Source organism: Actinoplanes xinjiangensis, from assembly GCF_003148685.1.
GTDB lineage: Bacteria > Actinomycetota > Actinomycetes > Mycobacteriales > Micromonosporaceae > Actinoplanes > Actinoplanes xinjiangensis.
In genome coordinates this window covers 157,019-179,225 of sequence record NZ_QGGR01000009.1, presented here as the reverse complement: position 1 = coordinate 179,225, position 22,207 = coordinate 157,019, and the positions used below count along the sequence as shown (strand labels likewise).

The 22,207-nt window shown below is 71.5% G+C and carries 15 protein-coding genes and 1 pseudogene; 7 read left to right on the top strand and 9 right to left on the bottom strand.

Annotated features, from left to right (window positions below; translation table 11 throughout):
- Positions 1-12: 12 nt before the first annotated feature.
- The 4 genes from BC793_RS21545 to BC793_RS21530 are packed head-to-tail and all read right to left on the bottom strand — an operon-like array spanning position 13 to position 3,269.
- Positions 13-732: an NUDIX hydrolase gene (locus tag BC793_RS21545; protein ID WP_109594974.1), complete on the bottom strand. Its 720-nt coding sequence runs from the start codon at positions 730-732 to the stop codon at positions 13-15.
- Positions 729-1,268: a TlpA family protein disulfide reductase gene (locus BC793_RS21540; RefSeq protein ID WP_239170223.1), complete on the bottom strand. Its 540-nt coding sequence runs from the start codon at positions 1,266-1,268 to the stop codon at positions 729-731. Before BC793_RS21540 ends, BC793_RS21545 begins: the two co-directional genes overlap by 4 nt.
- The gene (gene nth / locus BC793_RS21535; RefSeq protein WP_275416224.1) at positions 1,265-2,077 is read right to left on the bottom strand and encodes an endonuclease III; all 813 of its coding nucleotides are present in this window, start codon (positions 2,075-2,077) and stop codon (positions 1,265-1,267) included. Before nth ends, BC793_RS21540 begins: the two co-directional genes overlap by 4 nt.
- Positions 2,078-2,099: 22 nt before the next feature.
- Positions 2,100-3,269: a CapA family protein gene (locus BC793_RS21530; protein WP_109594972.1), complete on the bottom strand. Its 1,170-nt coding sequence runs from the start codon at positions 3,267-3,269 to the stop codon at positions 2,100-2,102.
- A gap of 206 nt (positions 3,270-3,475) precedes the next feature.
- Here BC793_RS21530 and BC793_RS21525 point away from each other — a divergent pair, with 206 nt between their 5' ends.
- The 5 genes from BC793_RS21525 (at position 3,476) to BC793_RS21505 (ending at position 13,902) form a co-directional block, all read left to right on the top strand.
- Positions 3,476-4,153 (top strand): Crp/Fnr family transcriptional regulator, encoded by a 678-nt coding sequence (locus BC793_RS21525; protein ID WP_014447921.1) that lies wholly within the window; start codon positions 3,476-3,478, stop codon positions 4,151-4,153.
- Between the two features lie 163 nt (positions 4,154-4,316).
- Complete coding sequence (locus tag BC793_RS21520) at positions 4,317-5,663, top strand: carboxyl transferase domain-containing protein (protein ID WP_109594970.1); 1,347 nt, start codon at positions 4,317-4,319, stop codon at positions 5,661-5,663.
- Between the two features lie 11 nt (positions 5,664-5,674).
- Complete coding sequence (locus BC793_RS21515; protein WP_109594968.1) at positions 5,675-7,681, top strand: ATP-binding protein; 2,007 nt, start codon at positions 5,675-5,677, stop codon at positions 7,679-7,681.
- 67 nt (positions 7,682-7,748) lie between these two features.
- Positions 7,749-10,787 (top strand): M4 family metallopeptidase, encoded by a 3,039-nt coding sequence (locus tag BC793_RS21510; protein WP_146246383.1) that lies wholly within the window; start codon positions 7,749-7,751, stop codon positions 10,785-10,787.
- A 55-nt stretch (positions 10,788-10,842) separates the two neighbouring features.
- Entirely contained in the window at positions 10,843-13,902 is a 3,060-nt protein-coding gene (locus BC793_RS21505; RefSeq protein WP_158319327.1) for a M4 family metallopeptidase, read from the top strand.
- A gap of 52 nt (positions 13,903-13,954) precedes the next feature.
- On the opposite strand, the pseudogene BC793_RS21500 reads toward BC793_RS21505, so the two are convergent.
- The 5 genes and pseudogenes from BC793_RS21500 to sp36 form a co-directional block, all read right to left on the bottom strand.
- A pseudogene (locus BC793_RS21500) lies at positions 13,955-14,953 on the bottom strand (serine/threonine-protein kinase); the annotation flags it as partial.
- Positions 14,954-14,984: 31 nt separating this feature from the next.
- Positions 14,985-18,587, bottom strand: coding sequence for an adenylate/guanylate cyclase domain-containing protein (locus BC793_RS21495; protein WP_109594961.1), 3,603 nt, complete (start codon positions 18,585-18,587; stop codon positions 14,985-14,987).
- Entirely contained in the window at positions 18,584-19,375 is a 792-nt protein-coding gene (locus BC793_RS21490; protein WP_109594959.1) for an MBL fold metallo-hydrolase, read from the bottom strand. The genes BC793_RS21495 and BC793_RS21490 overlap by 4 nt, the downstream gene beginning before the upstream one ends.
- 95 nt (positions 19,376-19,470) lie before the next feature.
- The gene (locus tag BC793_RS21485) at positions 19,471-19,962 is read right to left on the bottom strand and encodes a RidA family protein (RefSeq protein ID WP_109594957.1); all 492 of its coding nucleotides are present in this window, start codon (positions 19,960-19,962) and stop codon (positions 19,471-19,473) included.
- Positions 19,959-20,114, bottom strand: a complete 156-nt coding sequence (gene sp36 / locus BC793_RS21480; protein ID WP_093619400.1) for a Sp36 family protein — start codon at positions 20,112-20,114, stop codon at positions 19,959-19,961. Before sp36 ends, BC793_RS21485 begins: the two co-directional genes overlap by 4 nt.
- 132 nt (positions 20,115-20,246) lie before the next feature.
- On the opposite strand from sp36, the gene BC793_RS21475 reads away from it, so the two are divergent.
- The gene (locus BC793_RS21475) at positions 20,247-21,170 is read left to right on the top strand and encodes an Rv0361 family membrane protein (protein WP_146246382.1); all 924 of its coding nucleotides are present in this window, start codon (positions 20,247-20,249) and stop codon (positions 21,168-21,170) included.
- Positions 21,171-21,212: 42 nt separating this feature from the next.
- A complete protein-coding gene (gene bagA, locus BC793_RS21470) occupies positions 21,213-22,163 on the top strand; it encodes an ATPase BagA (protein WP_109594953.1) in 951 nt (316 codons plus the stop codon).
- The last annotated feature ends 44 nt before the right edge of the window (positions 22,164-22,207 follow it).

Below are 22,207 nucleotides of genomic sequence, written 5' to 3'. Positions count from 1 at the left end.
TCGGGAGCCAACTCACGGCACCACCTCATCCGGCGCACCGCCGCGGGCGGCCGGAACGGGGGCGGTGGCGTCCGGCAGTTCGACGATGCGGCCCGGCTCCCAGGGGAGCGCCCAACCGGCCATGTCCAGCAACGCAGCGATCACCCCAGCCGTGAAACCCCAGACGAGCAGCCCCCGGACCTGGAACGCGGGCCCGATCCAACCGCTCGGATGTCGCACCCGAATACGGTTCGCAGGGTCGGTGAGTTCACTGATCGGCAACCTGTCGACGTGAGCGACCTCGGCCGGCTGCAACGGATGCACCGGATGTGGCTTTCGCCACCAGGCGAGAACCGGGCTCACCACGAAGCCGCTGACCGGGATCCACAGTTCCGGCAGGAGCGCCAGGACCTCGGCGGAGGTGGGGTCGAGACCGACCTCCTCCTGTGCCTCGCGCAGCGCGGTGGCCGGGGCGTCGGCGTCCTCCGGGTCGGTGGCGCCGCCCGGGAAGGCGGGCTGCCCGGCGTGGTTGCGCATGGTCGCCGCCCGCTGAAGGATCAGCAGGTCAGGGCGGTCGGGATGCTCCTCGTCCTGACCGATCAGGACCAGGACGGCGCTGGACCGGCCACCGGCGCCGGTCGGCCGCCGCAGCGCGGTGAAATCCTCGGTACGGCACTCGCCGATCCTGGTGAGCAGCGGCTCGAACCAGTCGGGCAGACCGTCCGGTCGCCCCAGCACCTCACCCCGGCTCATCGGGCCACCGTAACGCCGAACTGTTTCCTGACCTGGTCGATCAACTGGTCGACGTCCATGGCGTTGCGATGCACGTACATCCCCCCGTCGGCCTTGATGAAGACGGTGGCGGGCAGCATGGTGACGCCGAGGGCGCCGATGAACCGCTGCTCCGGATCGAAGAGAGTCGGAAAGGTGACACTCCGGTCGGTGGCGAATGCGGCGGCCTTGGACCGGTCGTCGTGGGTGTCGACGCCGATGACGGCGAACCGGCCGTCGGCCCGGTCGGCGAGCCCCTGCATGACCGGAAGCTCCTCGCGGCACGGGCCGCACCACGAGCCCCAGACGTTGATCACCGCGGGGCCGCGCAGGTCGGGGAGTCGTATCTCGGCACCGCCGGTGAAGCAGGGCAGCGTGACATCCGGTATCTCGGATCCGGACCCGCCGGTGAGGCCGTCACATGCCGCGAACGGCGACGGTATCTCCGGCTCCTCCACGGCGTCCGCGCAGCCGGCGAGCAGCATCGCGGCGGTCAGCGCGGGAAGGAGCCGCCTCACGGTTCCTCCGGGGCCGCGACGGCGGCGGCCGGGACCAGGCCGGGATCGACGCCGGCCGCGACCGCCAGGTCGCGTGCCCGCGGGCCCTTGAGCAGTTTCGCCGCCGGCACGGCCTCGGTCGGGCCGGTCCCGTACGACGGGCACATGCTCGCCAGCGTGCAGGCCCCACAGGCGGGTGTCCGCGCGTGGCAGACCCGCCGCCCGTGGAAGATCACCCGGTGCGACAGCATCGTCCAGTCGCGTTTCTCGATCATGCCGGCGACCGCGAACTCGATCTTCACCTCGTCCTGCTCGTCGACCCAGCCGAAGCGGTTGGTGAGCCGCCTGAAGTGGGTGTCGACGGTGATGCCGGGGACTCCGAACGCGTTGCCGAGCACCACGTTCGCCGTCTTGCGCCCGATGCCGGGCAGTTTGACCAGCTGATCCAGCTTGCGCGGGATCTCGCCCCGGTGCCGTTCCAGCAGCGCCTGACCGAGCCCGATCAGCGAGTTGGTCTTGGCGCGGAAAAAGCCGGTGGGCCGGAGCAGCGCCTCCATCTCGGCACGATCGGCGGCGGCGTAGTCGGCAGCCGTCCGGTAGAGCCGGAACAGCTCCGGGGTGACCTGATTGACCCGGACGTCGGTGGTCTGCGCGGACAGGATCGTCGCGACGGCCAGCTCCAGCGGGTTGCTGAAGTCCAGCTCGCAGTGCGCGTCCGGATGGGTCTCGGCGAGCACGCGGGCCATCTTGCGGGCCCGGCGCTTGCGGCCCAGCTCCGTCTCGCCCGCGAGGCGCTGGGGCGCGAGCGTCGCGGCGCGGGGTCGGGTCACCGGTAAAGAGTACGTCGGCCGGTCAGGCCGACGGCTTGATGCTGCCGTCGGTCCCGATGACGGCCGCGGTCTCGGCGAAGTCGGCCTCGGACAGCTCGGCGACCATCTTCCGCCCGCGGTCGTCGGCCTTGTCGCGGGTCGGCACGCCGGCGTCGTTCAGGTAGGTGGAGACGAACTTCCCGTCCACGTACTCACCCTCCCTGGTGAGCGACACGTGCAGCACGCCGGAGTATTTGAGGACGCCGTTGCGGGACAGGGTCCGTCCACCGCCGGCGAAGTTCCCGAGGCTGTACGCGATCAGCTTGCCCTTGTAGAACTCCATGCCCCGGAGCACGTGCGGCCCGTGCCCGACGACCAGGTCGGCCCCCGCGTCGATCACGGTGTGGCTGAACTTGATCGGGTCGCCCCGGTTCTCGCCGAAGTACAGCTCGCTGCCCGGTTTCACGTGCGTCCGGTCGGAACCCTCGGCGCCCATGTGCACCTGCACGACCACGAGATCCGCCTGGTCCTTCGCCTTGCCGATCACCGACGCGGCGGCGTCCAGGTCGTTCAGATCGTTGGCGCCGGCGTACGGCGAGAAGCCGACCACCGCGACCTTGACGCCCTTGACCTCGACCACGGTGATCTGGTCCTCGGCCCCGGTGTGTTCCAGGCCGGCGGCCTCCAGCGCCTCCACGGTGTTGCGGTAGCCCTGCGCCCCGTAGTCCTTGGAGTGGTTGTTCGCCGTGTTGAGCAGCTGGAAACCGGCCTCCTTGAGGTGCTCGGCGTAGGCCGGCGGCGACCGGAAGGCGAAGCAGTTGGGCCGTTTCGGCGTGCCGCACTTGGAGGTGCCGGTGTCGCCGGTGAGCGGCTGCTCCAGGTTGCCCATGACGAGGTCGGATTTCAGCGCCTCGGTCACCGAGTCGAAGAAACCCTCGCCGTCGTTGGCCGGAAGCTTGCCGGGCGCATCGCCCATGATGATGTCGCCGGTCGCCGAGAGACTGATCGACTCGACCTGCGCGGACTCCTCGACCGGTTTCCCGCTGACGCCGGCGGCCGGCGCCGAGGCGGCCGGCGATTTCCAGACCGGGTCGGAGTCACCGCCGCCGCCGAGGCCACATCCCCCCAAAGCGCCACCGGATAGGACGAACGTAGCGATAGTGGCCGCCAGAAGGGGCCGACTTCGCCGGCGGGACCGGGAGTACGAATTCATCGATGCGGACGATACCGTCGTCTCGCAAGCGGTATCGACAGACGAAAGGCCTGTCCTGATATGCCCGGACCGCTGATTTGTGACCGCGGTCAGGGCATTTCCGGTTACCGTCCAGTATCTGGATCAAGGGGTGGCCGCCCGTTTCCCGCCCGCGTGCGCCTAGACTGATCGAGCGCAGACGTTGCGCGTTTTCGAAAGGTGCGGCGATGGATGAGGTACTGGCCCGGAGCGGAATCTTTCAGGGTGTAGACCCGGAAGCCGCTGAGGCGCTCGCCAAGGAGATGGACACGATCGAAGTCCGCAAGGGCGACGTGGTCTTCAACGAGGGCGAGGCCGGCGACAGCCTGTATATCGTTCTGTCCGGCAAGATCAAGCTCGGTCGCCGAGCCGCTGACGGCCGGCAGAACCTCGTTTCCATCATGGGGCCCTCCGACATGCTCGGCGAGCTTTCCCTCTTCGACCCCGGGCCGCGTACGGCCACCGCCACCGCGGTGACCGACAGCCGCCTGGCCCGGTTGAAGAAGTCGTCGCTGCGCCCGTGGCTGAACAACCGGCCGGAGATCGCCGAGCAGCTGCTCCGCGTCCTGGCCCGCCGGCTGCGCCGCACCAACGACGCGCTCGCCGACCTGATCTTCACCGACGTGCCCGGTCGCGTCGCGAAGAACCTGTTGCAGATGGCGGGCCGCTTCGGCACCCGTGACGGCGGTGTCCTGCGGGTGACCCACGACCTCACCCAGGAGGAGCTGGCCCAGCTGGTCGGCGCCTCCCGGGAGACGGTCAACAAGGCGCTCGCCGACTTCGCGTCGCGTGCCTGGCTCCGCCTCGACGGCAAGAGCGTGATCATCCTGGACCCGGAGCGCCTCGCGCGCCGCGCCCGCGTCTGACCACCGCCTGATAAGGGGCTGTTCTTAACCGGACAGCCCCTTAGTCGTGCTGTTCCACCTGTCCGTGTCGCATCACCTCGGCCACTCGTTACGGAGGTGGCCGAGAGGCATCGGTACGGACAGGAGAGGGCGCGGCATTGAAGGCAGGCAGGGGTGTGGCGAGATGACCGTGCTCGACACCACGCTGGACCCGCGTGACCCCGCCTATCTGGAGGGGCGCGGGACCACCCTGGAACGCCTCGCCGCGCTGGAGTCCGCTCTCGACGAGGCCCGGGCCGGGGGCGGCGAGAAGTACGTCACCCGGCATCACGCACGTGGCAAGCTGCTGCCCCGGGAACGTATCGAGATGCTGCTCGACCAGGACAGCCCGTTCCTGGAGCTGTGCCCGGTCGCGGCGTGGGGCTCGGAGTTCCCCGTCGGTGCCAGCGTGGTCACCGGGGTCGGAGTGATCGAGGGCGTCGAGTGCGTCGTGGTCGCGAACGATCCGACCGTGGACGAGGGCGCGGTCAACCCGTACACGGCCGAGAAGATCCGGCGCGCGACCGCGATCGCCACGACGAACCGGCTGCCCCTGATCAATCTGGTCGAGTCGGCCGGTGACAGCGGCTCGGCGGGCGGCCTGTTCCCGCCGGACCTGGTCCCGTCGATCTGCGTGGTCTTCGGCGCCACCACCGGCGACGCCGCCTACCTGCCGGCGCTCTCCGACTACACGATCCGGGTACGCGGGCACGCGAAGGTGCTGACGATCCACCCGCAGCCGATAAACGGTCACGCGGGTGTCGACGTGCGCGCCACCCCGGTGGTGCCGGCCGGTCCGACCGGGCCGGCCGACCAGCTCGCCGAGGACGAACGGGACGGGCTCCGCCTGGCCCGGCAGTGCGTCCGCCGGCTCAACTGGCGCAAGCTCGGCCCGGCACCGCGGACCCGGCGTCCCCTCCCGCCCCGGCACGATCCGGAGGGCCTGCTCACGCTGGCGGCCGCCGAGCCGGCCACGTTCGAGCCGCGCGAGGTGTTCGCGCGGGTTCTCGACGACAGCGACTTCGACGAGTTCAAGCCGGGTCACGGCGCCGCGATGGTGGCCGGGTGGGGTGAGCTGCACGGATACCCGCTGGGGGTGCTGGCGAGCCCGGTCCGGTCGTGTTCGGCGGCCGAGGCGCAGAAGGTCGTCCACTTCCTGCACCTGGCGAACACCACGGCCACCCCGGTGCTGTTCCTGCGGCACGTCGGGACATCCGGCGAGGAGGAGCAGGACACCCGGTACGACGCCCCGATGGCGCACGCGATAGCCCGATCGACCGTTCCGCACCTGGTCCTCACCGTCGGTGACGTGACCGGCGAGCGCACCGATGAGCCACGGTTCCGGTTCAGCTGGCCGTCGGCCGACAGGAGTCGAGCCGATGACGGCGTCATCGATCCACGCGACACCCGTACCGTCCTCGGCCTCTGTCTCTCCGCGGTGCACAGCGCGGCCGTGGTGGGTGCCGGTCACGTCGGCGTGTTCCGATCTTGAAAGGTAGACCAGTGATCCGACGACTTCTGGTGGCCGACCGGGGAGAGGTCGCCCGCCGGGTGTTCGCCACGTGCAGGCTGGTCGGCATCGAGACGGTGGCCGTCTACTCCGACGTCGACGCCGACGCGCCGCACGTCATCGAGGCGGACTACGCGGTACATCTGCCGGGCAACACGCCGTCGGCGACCTACCTGCAGACCGAGGCACTGATCGCGGCCGCCCAGCGGGCCGGGGCCAACGCCGTGCACCCGGGGATCGGCATCCTCGCCGAGGACCCCGACTTCGCGAGCGCGGTGGTCGAGGCCGGGATGATCTGGGTCGGGCCGCCGCCGGCCACGTTGCGCACTCTGGCCGACAAGATCGAGACGAAGAAACTGGTGGCCGAGGCCCAGGTGCCGGTGCTGCCGACCTTCACCGCCCCGGACCAGGTGCCCGGTTTCCCGGTGCTGATCAAGCCGGCGGCCGGTACCGGTGGCCACGGCATCCGGGTGGTCCGGGACGCGAGCACGCTGGCCGAGGCGATCGCCTCCACCCGCCGCGAGGTCGGCGGGGAGGTGTTCTGCGAGCCGTACGTCGGCAACGCCCGCCACATCGAGGTCCCGATCCTGGCCGACGCCCAGGGGGCGGTCGTGCCGTTCGGTGAGCGGGAGTGCTCGGTCCAGCGGCGTTACCAGAAGATCATCGAGGAGACCCCGTCCCCGGCGGTCGACGCGGCCCTGCGTGAGGACCTGTGCCGCGCGGCGATCATCGCGGTCCGGGCGCTGGGTTACGTCGGGTCGGGCGCGGTCGAGTTCCTGCTGGACGCGCAGGGCGACTTCTGGTTCCTGGAGCTCACCCCGACCCTCCAGGCCGACCACGCGGTCACCGAGTGCGTCTCCGGCTACGACCTGGTCCGCCTCCAACTGCTGGTGGCCGAGGGCGGCACCGTGCCGATGCCGGGGCCACCGCCGATCCGCGGCCACGCCATCGAGGTGCGGATCTGCGCCGAGGACCCGGCGTACGCGTGGCTGCCCGCGACCGGCACCCTGCACCGGTTCGCCGTGCCGGACATCGCCGGCTGGTTCCGCCCGCTCGCCCAGCCCGGCCTCCGCCTCGACGCCGGGGTCGCGGACGGGTCGGTGATCGGCATGCACCACGACCCGATGCTGGCGAAGCTGGTGGCCTGGGCACCGAGCCGGCAGGAGGCCGCCCGGATGATCGCGTCGGCGCTGGCCCGTACCCATCTGCACGGGGTCGTCTCCAACCGCGACCTGCTGGTCCGGGTGTTGCGGCACCACGCCTTCCGCGCCGGTGACCTGGACACCGGGTTCCTGGACCGCCACCCGGAGGTGTTCGCGCCGCTGCTCTCCTCGGTCGACGCCGTGCGCCTCTCCTGCCTGGCCGCCGCCCTCGCCGGCGCCGCGGCGCGGCGAGCCGCCGCTCCGGTGCTCAACTCGCTGCCGTCCGGCTGGCGCAACGTCCCCTCGGGTTCACAGACCGCGGTGTACGACGGCCCGACCGGCCCGGTCGAGGTCGGCTACCGGATGAACCGCCGCGGTGACCTGGCCGGCTGGTGGGTCCGGGCGGTCGACCCGGAGGAGCTGGATCTGGCCGGGCTGGGGCAGGCCCCGGTCGCCGGCGAGCACCCGGCGGTGGTCGTGGTGTCGGCCGACAGCGACCGGGTCGTCCTCAACGTGCAGGGCATCCGGATGGCCGTGCACGTTCACCGGGTCGGCGACGTCTCGTATGTGGACAGCCCGGAAGGGTCGGTCGCGCTCCGGCAGATCTCCCGTTTCCCGCTGCCCGCCCCGGAGGCGGTGGAGAGCTCGCTGATCGCGCCGCTGCCGGGTGCGGTGCGCCGGATCCTGGTCGTGCCCGGCCAGCGGGTCCGGGCCGGTGAGCTGCTGCTCACGCTGGAGGCGATGAAGCTGGAACATCCGGTGCACGCGCCGTCCGCCGGGGTCGTCTCGTCGGTGCCGGTCCAACCCGGGGCCGAAGTGGACACCGGCGAACTGCTCGCCGTTCTCGATCCGGAATAAACGGACATGCATCGATAGCGTCGATCCGGTATCGTCCCCCCGTCTTTGATCGACGGGGGAAAATGGAATGGCAGCACGGCACCACGGAGCGCTGATAGCGCTCACCGCAACGCTGGCCCTGGCCGGTTGCGGCAGTGCCCCGGCGGCGCCTCGGGAGAGCGCGACGCCACTGGGCAGCACGACGCCTCGGGAAGGTGCGACGCCCCCGGTGAAGGCGGCGCCTCCAGCCGCTCCCAAGATCGCGCCGACCGCGGCCATCGGTGCGGCGAAATCCGAGATCCGCCGCAACGGCAAGGCCGTCAAGTCCGCGCCGGGCGAGAAGTACCAGGCCGTGGACGCCGTCGTCGACGACGGCGGTGAACAGCACGTCCGCTTCCAGCGCACCCACGAAGGTCTGCCCGTCCTCGGCGGCGACTTCGTCGTCCACTCCACCGCCGACGGCTCCTTCCGCAGCGCCACCGTGGCCCAGGACCAGGCCATCGACATCCCGGCCACCACGAAGATCAGCCGCGCCGACGCGATCGAGACAGCCGGACTGACCGGCAGGACCGAAACCCGCAAAGTCGTCGACGCCCTCGACGGCAGACCGGCTCTCGCCTGGGAGGTCACCGGCCACGCGAAAGTCGTGATCGTCGACGCGACCACCGGGAGGGTCCGCCTCGCCTACGACACCGTGCACACCGCCGAGAAGGGCACCGGCCACGGGCTTCACGCCGGCGAGGTCGAGCTGAACACCACCCGCCGGGCGGACGGCACGTATGCGCTGGTCGACACCGAACGCGGTGGCAACACCGTCCGCGACGCCCTGAACGACTACTACTACTCCGGCATCGGGAAGTACGCCGAGTTCAGCGACAGCGACAACGCCTGGGGTGACGGCACCCGCGCCGACCGCGCGACCGCCGCCGTCGACGCCCTCTACGGCATGGCCCAGACCTGGGACTATCTGAAGGACACCTTCGGCCGCCGGGGCATCGGCGACGACGGCAAGGGCGTCACCGCGTACGTCCACCACTCCACCGACCAGGCCAACGCCGCGTGGTTCGGCACGTCGTGCGCCTGCATGACCTTCGGGGACGGACGGGCGACCGGTGCGCCGTTCACCGCCCTCGACGTCGTGGCGCACGAGATGGCACACGGTCTCACCGACCACACCGCCAACCTGGTCTACCGTGGCGAGTCCGGCGCGCTCAACGAGGCCACCAGCGACATCTTCGGCACGCTCGTCGAGTTCTACGCGAACAACCCGGTCGACCCGCCGGACTACCTGGCCGGTGAGCAGACCCGTACCCGGGAGCCGGCCCTGCGCCGGATGGACGAACCGAGCCTGGACGGCAAGTCGGTCTCCTGCTGGACACCGACCGCCAAGGACCTGGACGTGCACCACTCGTCCGGGATCGGCAACAAGTTCTTCTACAACCTGGCCGTGGGCAGCGGCACCTCACCGTGGGGCCAGAGCACCCCGTGCGGCGACGCCGGCCCGGTCACCGGCATCGGCAACGACAAAGCGGCGCAGATCTGGTACCGGGCGCTCACCCTCTACATGGTCTCGAACACCGATTACGCCGGTGCACGCGTGGGCACGCTGCTGGCCGCCACGGATCTCCACGGCCAGGACAGCGTCGAGTGGAGCGCGGTCGACGCCGCCTGGCGGGCGGTCGGCGTGGACGGGTCGCAGCCGGGCTGGGGCACCCCCGAGTTCGGGCCGATCCCGGACTCCGTGCCGACCCCGCGGGCCGGGGAGACCGTCAGCTACCAGCTGACCGCCCGGGACCCGCAGCGTCAGGAGGTGACCTTCAGCGCCACCGGCCTGCCGCCCGGCGTCTCCATCACCCCGGCCGGTCTCATCTCCGGCGCACCCACGACGAGGGGCGAGTACCGGAGTTCGGTCACCGCGACCGATCCGGACGGCAACAGCACCGAATCGTCGATGCGGTGGGTGGTCAAGGGGCCGCCGCTGGTGGATTCGGCACCGGCGGACATGATCATGCAGATGGGCGCCATCACCACGGTGGGCATCTACCACGTGACCTTCACCGACGCCCCCGATTGGCAGGTCGATCCCACCAACTCGTTCAAGGCGTCCGTCACCGGTGCGCCCGACGGCTTCAACGCGCGCATCCGCTCCCAGGCCCAGGGCACTTTCATCGCCGAGGTCTCCGGCGTCGTCCGTACTCCGGGTTCGGGAACCGCTGTGGTGACCGGCACCGACGCCGACGGTGACCAGGTGACCGTATCGATCCCGTGGGAGGTCCGGCCGGCCAAGACGCCCAGCGCACCGATCGGGGTCCAGGTGACCGGCGGCAACGGCACCGCCCTGGTGACGTGGGACCGGCCGACCCCGGGAATCGGGAAACTGCTGCCCGAAGGCTACGTCGTGCGGGTCTCGCCGGGTGCCGAGACGAGGGTCGGCGAGGACGCCCGGTCGCTCACGCTGACCGGCCTGGATTCCCGCCGCGCCTACACGGTCGGCGTGCGGGCGACCAGCAAGTCGGGTGACGGTCCGGAACAGACGATCACTCTCGCTCCCACCGGCCTGCCGCTGTCCGCGTCGCCGGCGGCGATCACCTACGGCCAGGCGTCCACCGTCAGCGGCCGGGTGCTGCGTGACAACACCACCCCGGTCGCCGGTGCCACCGTCATCGTCGAGCACCGGCCCGCCGGAAAGACGACCTGGAGCCGGTTCGCCACGGTCAGGACCGACAGCAAGGGCGTCTGGCGAGCCACCGCGAAATCCGCCACCACCAGCGCCATCCGCGCCCGCTACACCGGCTCGGCCGGCCTGTGGCCCGCCACCTCCGCCCACGCCTGGATCTCGGTCCGCTACACGATCACCGCCAAGGCGAGCACGACGAAACCCAAGGCCAACAAGAAGATCAACGTCTCGGGTACGGCCAAACCGGCCCGTGGTGGCGTCAACGTCACCCTGCAATACCGGAAGGGCACCCGCTGGATCACCATCACCAGCACCAGGACGACCGCCACCGGGGCGTACACCTTCTCCCGCGCTTTCAAACGCGGCACCTGGCACCTGCGCACCGTCATCAGCGGCGGCAGTTACAACACCACAAGCACAAGCGCATCGGTGAAGATCAAAGTCACCTGAATCGACGTCGATCCGCTATCGTTCCACCGTCTTCAATCGACGGGGGAAGATGGATATGGTCGTACGGCATCGCCGTGCCCTGATCGCAGTCACCGCAACGCTGGCTCTGACCGGCAGCGGCTGCGCGATCACCGAGCAGGAACCCACAGTGGAGTCGGCACAGCGACTCGCCGCAGCCACCCGGGAGCCGGCGCCACCGCCGGCTCCCGGCACGACCGTTTCGGCGACCCCGGCGACGCCGAAACCACGGGCGACCCGCGCCGCGGCGGTCGACGCGGCGCGTACCGAGGTCCGCCGCAACGGCAGGGTCGTCAAATCGGCGCCGGGCGAGAAGTACCAGGCCGTGGACGCCGTCGTCGACGACGGCGGTGAACAGCACGTCCGCTTCCAGCGGACCCACGAAGGTCTGCCCGTGCTGGGCGGCGACTTCGTCGTCCACTCCACCGCCGACGGCTCCTTCCGCAGCGCCACCGTGGCCCAGGACCAGGCCATCGACATCCCGGCCACCACGAAGGTCAGCCGCGCCGAAGCGATCGAGACAGCCGGACTGACCGGCCGAACCCAGGCCCGCAAAGTCGTCGACGCCCTCGACGGCAGACCGGCTCTCGCCTGGGAGGTCACCGGACACGCGAAAGTCGTGATCGTCGACGCGACCACCGGGAAGGTCCGCCTCGCCTACGACACCGTGCACACCGCCGAGAAGGGCACCGGCCACGGACAGCAGGTCGGCAAGGTCGAGCTGAACACCAGCCGCCGGGCGGACGGCACCTACACGCTGATCGATCCGGATCACGGTGACACCACCATCCGCGATGCGAAGAACCAGCACTACTACCTCGACATCGGGACGTACGACGAGTTCAGCGACGCGGACAACGTGTGGGGCGACGGCACCCGCACCGACCGCGCCACCGCAGGCGTCGACGTGCTCTACGGTCTCGGAAAGACCTGGGACTACCTGCGGGACACGTTCGGCCGCGCGGGCGTGGCGGGCGACGGCAAGGGCCTGATCGCGTACGTCCACCGCTCCGTGAACGAGGCGAACGCCGGGTACCGTCCCTCCTGCAACTGTCTGATGTTCGGAGACGGCCTGGCCACCGGCGCCCCGTTCACCAGTCTCGACGTGGTCGGGCACGAGATGGCGCACGCCCTGGACCGGCACACCGCCAACCTGATCTACTCCGGCGAGTCCGGGGGTCTGAGCGAGTCCCACGCCGACATCTTCGGCACGCTCGTCGAGTTCGCCGCGAACAACCCGGCCGACGCCCCCGACTACCTGGTCGGCGAGAAGACGCTGACCCGCCAGCCGGCCCTGCGCCGGATGGACGAACCGAGCCTGGACGGCAAGTCGGTCTCCTGCTGGACACCGACCGCCAAGGACCTGGACGTGCACCACTCGTCCGGGATCGGCAACAAGTTCTTCTACAACCTGGCCGTGGGCAGCGGCACCTCACCGTGGGGCCAGAGCACCCCGTGCGGCGACGCCGGCCCGGTCACCGGCATCGGCAACGACAAGGCCGCACAGATCTGGTATCGCGCGGTCACCGTCTACATGGTCTCGACCACCAACTTCGCGGGTGCCCGGGAGGCGACCCTGCGCGCCGCCGCCGACCTGCACGGCGCGGAGAGCATCGAGCGGAACACGGTCGACGCCGCCTGGCTGGCGGTCGGCGTGGACGCCGCGCAGGTCCCGAACGCCGCACCGGCGATCACCCCGCTGCCGTCCTTCGTGGCGGTGCCGCGGGCCGGGGCGGAGGTCCGGGTCCAGGTCCTCGCCCGGGAGCCGCAGGGCCAGCCGCTGACCTTCAGCGCCACCGGTCTTCCGGACGGCATGTCGATCGATGTGAACGGCCTGATCAGTGGTGCGCCCACGACCCGGGGCCTCTACCCGGTCCAGGTGACGGCCACCGACCCGGACGGCAACACCGACACCAGGAAGACGGAGTTCGTCGTCAAGGGACCGGTGCTGCTCCAGTCGGCCTCCCCACCGGTGATCGCGTACCTCGCCCCCTCCAGTAGGCCCATCTTCCAGGCCCTGTTCGCCGACCGGCCGGACTACTCGATCGACCGTTCCGACACGTTCACGGTGACCGCCACCGGATTACCGGACGGCCTGGCCCTCCACCGCGTGGAGATCGCCGACCTGGGCGTGTACCGGGCCGTCATCGACGGGAAGCCCACGACGGCCGGTTCCGGCACCGCGCTGCTGGTCGCCACCGATGCCGACGGCAACCAGGCGACGGCCTCGATCCCGTGGGAGATCCTGCCGCCGGAGAAGCAGGCCGAACCCACCGCCGTGCTGCTGACCGGTGCCAACGGCACCGCCCTGGTCGAGTGGGACCGGCCGTACCTCGACCCGCGGAAGTTCCCGGTCACCGGCTACGTCGTCCGCGTCGCCCCGGGAGGCGAGACGCGACTCGACGCCGGCGCCCGGTCGCTGACGCTGAGCGGTCTGGACCCTCGACGGGCGTACACGGTCGGCGTGCGGGCGGTCAGCGTGGCCGGTGACGGCCGGGAGAAGACGGTCACGCTGACGCCGACCGGTCTACCGGTGGCCACGTCGCCTGCGGCGATCACCTACGGCGCTACTTCCGTACTCAGCGGCCGGGTCCTGCGGAACAACACCTCAGCGGTCGCCGGGGCCACCGTCGTCGTCGAGCAGCGGCCCGCAGGGAAGACCACCTGGAGCCGGTTCGCCACGGTGAAGACCGACGCGAAGGGCGTCTGGCGGGCCACCCCCAAGCCGGCGATCACCACCGCCTACCGGGTTCAGTACACCGGTTCGCCGGGCATGTGGCCGGCGACGTCGGGCAACGCGTGGACCTCGGTGCGCTACGCGGTCACGGCCAAGGCGAGCACGACGAAACCCAAGGCCAACAAGAAGATCAAGATTTCCGGTACGGCCAAACCGGCCCGCGGCGGCGTCCAGGTCACGCTGCAGTACAAGAAGGGCACCCGCTGGATCACCATCACGGGCACCAGGACGACCGGCACCGGGGCGTACACCTTCTCCCGCGCCTTCAAACGCGGCACCTGGAACCTGCGCACCGTCATCAGCGGCGGTGGCTACAACACCACCGGCACGAGCACGACGGTCAGACTGACAGTCAAATGATCACGCGGGGCGTGGGCCGGTCCGCCGGTCCGCGCCCCGGGTGCGTGTCTCAGCCGCCGAACCATTTCTGGAAGAAGCCCTTGCGGCCCGGAGCGTGCTGCACCGTCGGGGTCTCGTCGAGCGTGGGCGTGCTCGGCGGGATCGGCCGTGGTCGCGGTGGTGGCACGTGGTTCGTCGACGTCGACGTCGAGCGGTAGACGGTCGGCGGCGGCTGCGGTGTGCTCGGGTCCAGGTGCAGGTTGTTGAGCAGGTCGCGCAACTCCTCGGCGGTGGGCCGGGAGGCGGGGTCGTTGTTCATCCCGTAACGGAGCACGTCGGTCAGCGCCCGCGGGGCCGACGGCAGGTCCGGGATCGGCTGGTGGAAGAGGTCCATCAGGGTAAGCAGGCTGGGACTGCGGTTGGTCGCCCAGCGCGGCGGGCGGCCGCTCATCACCGCGTAGAGGGTGGCGCAGAGCGCGTAGACGTCGGCGGCGCCGGACGGGGTGTCGTGGCGGAACATCTCCGGCGGGGCGTAGGCCGGGGTGAGCACTTCCAGGGTCACCGACGAGTCGCGCATCTCGCCGAGCACGGCGAGGCCGAAGTCGGCGAGGACGGCCGCGTTGAATTCGGAGTAGAGGATGTTGGCCGGCTTGACGTCGCGGTGCAGCACCCCGTTGGCGTGTGAGTGCACCAGCGCGTCAGCGATCTTGATGCCGACGTCGCGGGCCTCGACGGCGTTCAGCGGCGCCACCCGCATACGGTCGAGGTACGACCCGTCGCACAACTCCATGATCAGGTAGGGGTGCTGGTCGACCGTGACGCCCACGTCGAACAGGTCGACCACGTGCGGGTGCGACGACATGCGCCCGGCCGCCCGCGCCTCCCGGAGGAAGCGGGCCTGATCGCGGGCGTTGTCGAGGGTCCGGTTCTCCATCTTGATGGCGACGTCACGCCCGACCGAATCCTGAGTGGCGCGATACACGGTGGCATAACCACCGCGCGCCATGACCGACAATCCGGACATGCCTGGCACGTAGGGTACGGGCAGGGCGCCAGGCGGAGTCTCCGTCACGGAATAGAAAATACGCCAGGCCGAGCGAAGATCATCCGGGCACGTCAGACGCGTACGCGACAGTTTCCTCGACGACCGTCACCGCAAGGGTTTTCCGCAGCTCCTCGGCGGCCGCCCGCTCGCTGGCCTGCTCGGTCGAGTGGGCCAGTCGGACCGCTTCCTCGGCCGCGGTCCTTGCCTCCTCGCAACGATCGGCGGCGGCCAGCACACGGGCCCGGACCATGGCGCAGATCACACCGCTGCGGACGTCCTCGGCCGGTGCGGCGGCGGCCCGCTCGATCCAGGTGAGCGCCGTGTCCACCCGGCCCTGGGCGAGCAGCGCCGAAGCGTACGACGCCAGCGCGTGCCGCCGGGAGAAGAGCAGCGACGGCGTCGACGTGTCACTGGCGATCGGCGCGAGCAGCCCGACCGCGGTCGCCGCGTCACCCGACCTGGTCCGCGCCTCGGCCAGCAGCACCCGCGGCCCCACCTGGGCGGGCGCCAGCGGGTTGTGCGGCTCGACCGCGGTCATCACCCGGCGCGCGTCGGCCTCGGCCGTCTCCAGGTCGCCCCGTTGCAGGGCGACGAACCCGCGCAGTGTCCCGGCCATGCCCAGCAGCAGCGGATGCCCGGTGCGGTCGGCATAACCCAGGGCGTCGGTGAGCAGATCGGTGGCGTGGTCCCATTCGCCCAGCCCGCGCGCGATCGCGCCGCGCACCACCAGCGCGAGACCACAGCCCCAGTCGTCGGAGACCTCCAGGAACTCCCGGTACGCCCGGCGTGCCTGACCGTCGGCCGCCCCGAGATCGCCGAGTTCGGCCGCCGCGTACGCCTCGACGACCCGCAGCGTGCCGACCGCCCAGCCCTCGCCGACCCGGTCACCGAACGGCAGGAAGAGCCGGGCCAGCCTGCGTGCCTCCTGCAACCGGCCGGCCAGCAGCCGGGCGAACGCCGTGGTGCCGCGCAGCCAGGCCCGGCCGACCGGGTCACCGAGCTCGGCGAAGAGCCGTGCGGCCCGGCCCAGCACCGCGTCGGTGCCGGCGAAGTCTCCGCGGGTGGTGGTCACCCAGGCCAGGCTCTGCAGCGCCCAGGCCTGCCCGTGCCGGTCCCCGGCCGCGAGCGTCACCTGGTATGCCGCCGCGAACCGGCTGCTCGCCTGGCTGAGCCGCCCGTTCAGGAAGTCGGCCATGCCGAGCCGGCGCATCGCGTTCGCGCGCTCCGGCAGCAGCTGGGCCTCGGTCGCCACGTCGAGGGCCTCCTGCCAGGAGGCCACCGCCCGGCCGGTGTCGCCGAGCGCCTCGTAGGCCCGGCCCACCACGATCATCGCCTCGGCCCGGCAGACCGGTTCCTCGGCGGCGGCCACGGCGATCTTCTCGCCCAGGGCCAGCGCCTCCTCGGCCCGGCCCAGGCGCAGCTGCGCGCGGGCCAGCACCAGCTGGTCGGGCAGCGGGAGGTCGCCCTTGGCCAGGACGGTCGCGCGCTCCGCATACTCGATGGCGGCGGCCGGCTCGATGTCGGCCAGGGCCCGCCGGGCCAGCCGGCCGAGCGCCGCGACGCCGAGCGGGGCGACCTCGCGGGCCGGCGCGTCCGGCCGCAGCCGCACCGCGTCGGCCAGTTCGACCGCATGCTCGGCGTGCAGGGCGATGAACGCGTCCCGCTCGCCGCCGGTCAGGTTGAGCCGGACCGCACCGTCGTGGCCGGGCTGTGGCACACTCTCCGGCGCCGCCCAGGAGGCCAGGTAGGCGTGCCGCTCGGCCAGGTCGCCCTTGCCGATCCCGGCGTACGCCGCCTCCCGCATCAGCGGGGTGCTGAACTGGTAGCCGCCGGACCGCGACCGGTGCAGCATCCGGCGCTGGAGCAGTTCGTCGACGGCGCGTTCGAGTTCGACCGCGACCACCACACCCGGCCGGGTGTCGGCGACCGCCCGGCGCTCCTGGAGCGCCTCCAGCACGCCGCTGGGCACGGTCGCCCCGGCCACCGAGGCGTCCCGCAGCACCGATCGCGGCTCCGGGGAGAGTGCGTCGATCCGGGCGGCGAGGACCGCGGCCAGGTCGCGGGAGAGCAGCCGGCTGCCGAGCGATCCGGCGGCCAGCTGCCACCGGCCGGCCGCGTTGGCCCCGACCGCCGGGGTTAGCGCGCCCCGCTCCATCAGCAGGGTGACCATCTCGGCCAGGTAGAACGGGTTGCCCTGGGCGGTGGCGAGCAGCCGGTCACTGTCGGCCGGGGGCAGCTTGCCACCGTGCAGATAGGAGGTGAGCAGCCGGGACGCGTCGGCGCCGCGCAGCGGGGGCAGACTGTGCACCTCGGCGTCGGCGAGGCGGGTCATCGCGCCGGCCGTCCGCACCAGCTCGGGCCGGCCGAGCAGCAGCGCCACGACCGGGCCGTCCAGCTGGTTCAGCGTGAGGCCGATCGCCTCCAGTGTGGTGTCGGTGGCGTCGTGCAGGTCATCCACGATCACCACCAGCGGCTCCTCGGCGGCGAGCGCGTTGAGCAGGTCGGCGACGGCGATCGAGATGGCCTCGGCGTCGATGCGGCGGGCGGTGGCCGGGCGGTCGGTGGGCGCGGTCGGGCCGACCGTACGGTCCGGGGCCTCGCCGTAACCGAGCAGCACCAGCAGCCGGTCGTTGTCGAGCGTGACGTTGAGCCGGCCGGCCAGTTTGCGCAGCCGCTCGTCGGCGACCGTGCGCGCGACCGTGGTCGCGACGTCCTTGGGCATGCCGGCCGCCTTGCGGACCAGGTCGGCGAGCGGCGCGTACCGCCGGCGCTCGCCGAAGGCCCGGCAGCGCACCCGCAGCACCCGGGCGGCATGCCCGGAATAGCCGGTGGCCAGGCGCTTGACCTCGCCGGCGAACCGGGACTTGCCGATACCCGCCTCGGCGGTCATCACCAGGATCTTGGGAACGCCGGTGTCGATCGCCTCGCCGAGCCGGCCGGAGAACCGGCCCAGTTCGGCCTCACGGCCGACGAACGGCGCCTCGTCACCGAGGCCGGAGCGGGTGCCCGGAGCATCATGCAGACCGAGCAGCTCGTACGTCGGAACCGGCTCCCGTTTGCCCTTGAGGCGCAGCGGCCGCAGCTGTCGCCAGGAGGCGACGTGCCGGGTACCCCCACTGGTCCGCTCGCCGGCATAGACCGTGCCGACCGCGGCGGCGTCGGCCAGCCGGGCCGCGGTGTTCACCGTGTCGCCGATGACCGTGTACTCGATGCCGGCCTGTACGCCGGCGACCACCTCGCCGGTGTTCAGCCCGACGCGCAGCCCGAGCGGGGCGCCGCCGCCGCGCTCGTCGTCGAGCACCCGGCGGACGGCACGCTGCATGCTCAGGGCGGCCCGGACCGCGCGCTCGGCGTCGTCCTCATGGGCCACCGGGGCGCCGAAGACCGCCATGATGCCGTCGCCGGTCAGCTTGTCGACGTGCCCGCCGAAGGTCTTGACCGCCCCGGCCAGCGAGGCCAGCACCCGGTCGGTCACCGCACCGACCCGTTCCGGGTCGAGGTCCTCGGAGAACGAGGTGAAGTCGGAGAGGTCGCCGAAGAGAACCGTGACGATGCGCCGCTCGGCGGCCGGCAGCAGGGCGGCGGCCGGCAGCCCGGCACCGCAGTGATGACAGAAACGGGCGCCCGGAACCGGGACGGTCCCGCAGACGGGGCAGGTCACGGCTGCTCCCGGCGCAGATACTCGATCTGCGCCGCCGCGGACCACTCGGCGGCGAACCGCAGCGCCGGATCCAGGTCCGGATAGACCAGGTCGACGACGGCGCCGGGGGTCTCCGCTCCGGCCGCCATGGCGGCCCTCACCTGCGCCAGCCGCTCCCGGCGATGCCCCAGATAGAAGCGGGCACGCTCGGCGGTGTCGCCGCGGGCCGGTCCGTGGCCGGGCAACATCAACACCTCGGGGTACGCACTGAGCAGCTCCAGGCTGTCCAGGTAGGCCCCCAGATCGCCGTCGGGTGGGGCCACCACCGTGGTGCCCCGCCCGAGCATGGTGTCACCGGTGAACATGGCGCGATCGTTCCCACACTCGACGAGAAAGGACACCGAGTCGCTGGTGTGACCCGGAGTCTCCATCACCCGTATTTCCAGCCCGTTCCCGTCCAGGGACTCGTGCGGGTCGAAAGGCTCACCACCCAGGCAGTGGACCGGTGAGCCGGCCCGCACCGGGGCCCCGCCGAGCAACTCGGAGAGGCGGGCGGCACCCTCGACATGGTCATGATGACCGTGTGTGATCAGAATGCGCTCGATCGGGCCGTGCTCGGCGATCCGGCGCAGATGGCCCTCGTCCAGGGGCCCGGGGTCGACGACGGTGGCCCGCTCGGCGCCGGGCGCCCGCACGATCCAGGTGTTGGTGCCGTCCAGCGTCATCGGCCCCGGGTTGGGCGCCAGCAGCAGCGTCACCCAACCCGGTAGCCGGTCGACCTCGGCCGACTCGGGCTCAGCAGCCCCCATGACCCGAATCGTACGTCGGCCCGGCGACGATGACCGAGACACGATGTCCGATCCGGTCACCATCGGTGAGCAAATACGCTCGAATCACCGCAAGATCACGCCACTTCGGCGATGACCTCGACCTCGACCGGGGCGCCCAGCGGCAGTTCGGCGACGCCGACCGCGCTGCGGGCGTGCCGGCCCTGCTCGCCGAGAACCGCGCCGAACAGGTCGGACGCACCGTTGACCACGGCCGGATGACCGGTGAAGCCGGGTGCCGACGCGACGAAGCCGACCACCTTGACGATCTTCACGACCCGGCCGAGCCCGACCAGGGCGTCGATCGCGGCGAGCGCGTTGAGGGCGCACAGCCGGGCCAGACCGGCCGCCTCCTCCACACTGACCTCGGCGCCGACCTTGCCGGTCTGCGGCAGCTTGCCGTCGACGAACGGCAGCTGGCCGGAGGTGTAGACGTAGTTGCCGGACTGGACCGCCGGCACATACGACCCGACCGGCGCCACCACCGTCGGCAGGGTCAGCCCCAGCTCGGTGAGCCTGGCGTAGGCGTCGACGGCGCCGTCACCCGCGATCGGGGCGGGCGTGGTCACGACTTGGGCCGCTTCAGGTAGGCGACGAGCTGCTCCGGGTTGGGCCCCGGGACGACCTGGACGAGCTCCCAGCCGTCCTCGCCCCAGTTGTCGAGGATCTGCTTGGTCGCGTGGACCAGCAGGGGCACGGTCACGTACTCCCACTTCTGCATGGCTTGCGCTCTCCTGTTCGTCGGATACCGGCACAGCTTAGGACCCGGGCGACCGGCCGGTTGGCTAGGCTGAGCGGAGTCGTGTACGCAGCGCGCACATGCCATCACTTAGTGCAATGAGCGGAGGGTGACATGACGCAGAACGCACGGAATGAGCCGGGCGGGCATCCGGAACCACCGCCGTCACCGGAGCCGGAACCACCCCCGCCGATGCCGCCGGACGATCCGGTCCCGCCCGAACCGCCACACGTCGCCGCCTGGGAGCAGGCCGGGTCCGGTCATCCCGCTTCGCCGGATCACCCTGCTTCGCCGGGCCGGCCCGCTTCGCTGGAACACACCGCCGAGATGATGCCGATCGCGGGCGGGCCGCCACCGGACGTCGACACCGCCGAACATCCGGTGGTGTCGGCCGAGGTGATCCCGCCCACCCCGGTGTGGCACCAGCCGCCGCCGGCCGGGCCCTGGCACGCCCAGCACGAGAAACCCGGCGAGTGGCGGCATCCGCCCCCGGAGCACCTGGCGTACCAGCACTCGCCGCCCGCGGAGATCCAGCCGCAGCCGGAACCGATCTGGATGGGCCCGCCGATCGGCCGGCTGCCGTCCGGAAGCGACCCGCGCCGCCGCGCGACGATGTTCCTCTCGATGGCGTTCGTGGCCACCCTGGCCCTCTGCGGCGGCGGCGCGGTCTCGGCGTACTACCTGCTCCGGGACGCCGACAACCCCGGCTCGCCGGACCCGACCACCGCGGTCAACCGGTTCCTCACCGCGGTCTACACCCAGCAGGACCCGGCCGCCGCGCGTGATCTGGTCTGCAGCAAGTCCCGGGACGAGGCGAGACTGGCCACCCGGGTGGAGCAGATCAGCTCGTACGCGGACGGATATCAGGGCCCGGTCTTCCGCTGGGACGAGCCGGCGGTGACCGATCGGGACGAGGAACGGGCCCGGGTCGACGTCCGCGTGATGATGTCGACCGAGGACGAGAAGGCCGCCGCCCAGGATCTGCGTTTCACCGTCGTACGCAAGACCGGCTGGCTGGTGTGCGAGGTCGCAGGCTGACGGATGCCCGTCCGGCTGACACGTGCCCGTAACGTGGGACGTATGGGCGAACACCGCAACTGGCCGGAGCGGCTGCACGTGGTGACCGGCAAGGGCGGCACCGGTAAGAGCACCGTGGCAGCGGCTCTGGCGCTGGGTCTGGCGGCCGGTGGCCGGCGCACGCTTCTCGTCGAGGTGGAGGGCCGGCAGGGCATCGCCCAGTTGTTCGGGCTGGAGCCGCTGCCCTACGCGGAGCGGCGGGTCGCGCAGACGACCGGCGGCGGTGAGGTCCGGGCGCTGGCCGTGGACCCCGAGGAGGCCCTCCTCGAGTATCTCGACATGTTCTACAAGCTCGGCGCGGCCGGGCGGGCGCTGCGCAAGGTCGGCGCCATCGACTTCGCCACCACGATCGCCCCGGGTCTGCGTGACGTTCTTCTCACCGGCAAGGTGAAGGAGGCGACCACGCGGTCGCGCGACGGCAGCCGGGTCTACGACGCGGTGGTGCTGGACGCACCGCCGACCGGCCGGGTGGGCCGCTTCCTGAACGTGACCGAGGAGACCGCCCGGCTGGTCAAGGTGGGCCCGATCAAGACGCAGAGCGAGGGCGTGGCGTCGTTGCTGCGCTCGCCGATGACCGCGGTGCACGTGGTCACCCTGCTCGAGGAGATGCCGGTCCAGGAGACGCTGGACGCGATCGCCGAGCTGACCGCGCTGCACATCCCGGTGGGCCGGGTGGTGGTGAACGGCGCACGTCCCCCGCTGCTGGCCGGCGGGAAGGTGACGAAGGCGGAGATCAAACGGGGGCTGACCGCGGCCGGCCTTCCGGCGGCCACGGCCACGGTGAGCCGGCTGACCACCGAGGCCCAGGCGCACCTGACCCGGCGCGAGCTGGAGGAGTCACTGCGACTGGAACTGGCCGAGCTCGACCGGCCGATGGTCGAGCTGCCGCTGCTGCCGGACGGCGTGGACCGCGCCGCTCTGGGTGAGCTGGCGGCGCTCCTCATGCGAGCGTGATCCGGGCGACCTCCGATCAAGACGCACTACCCTGAAACGGTGGC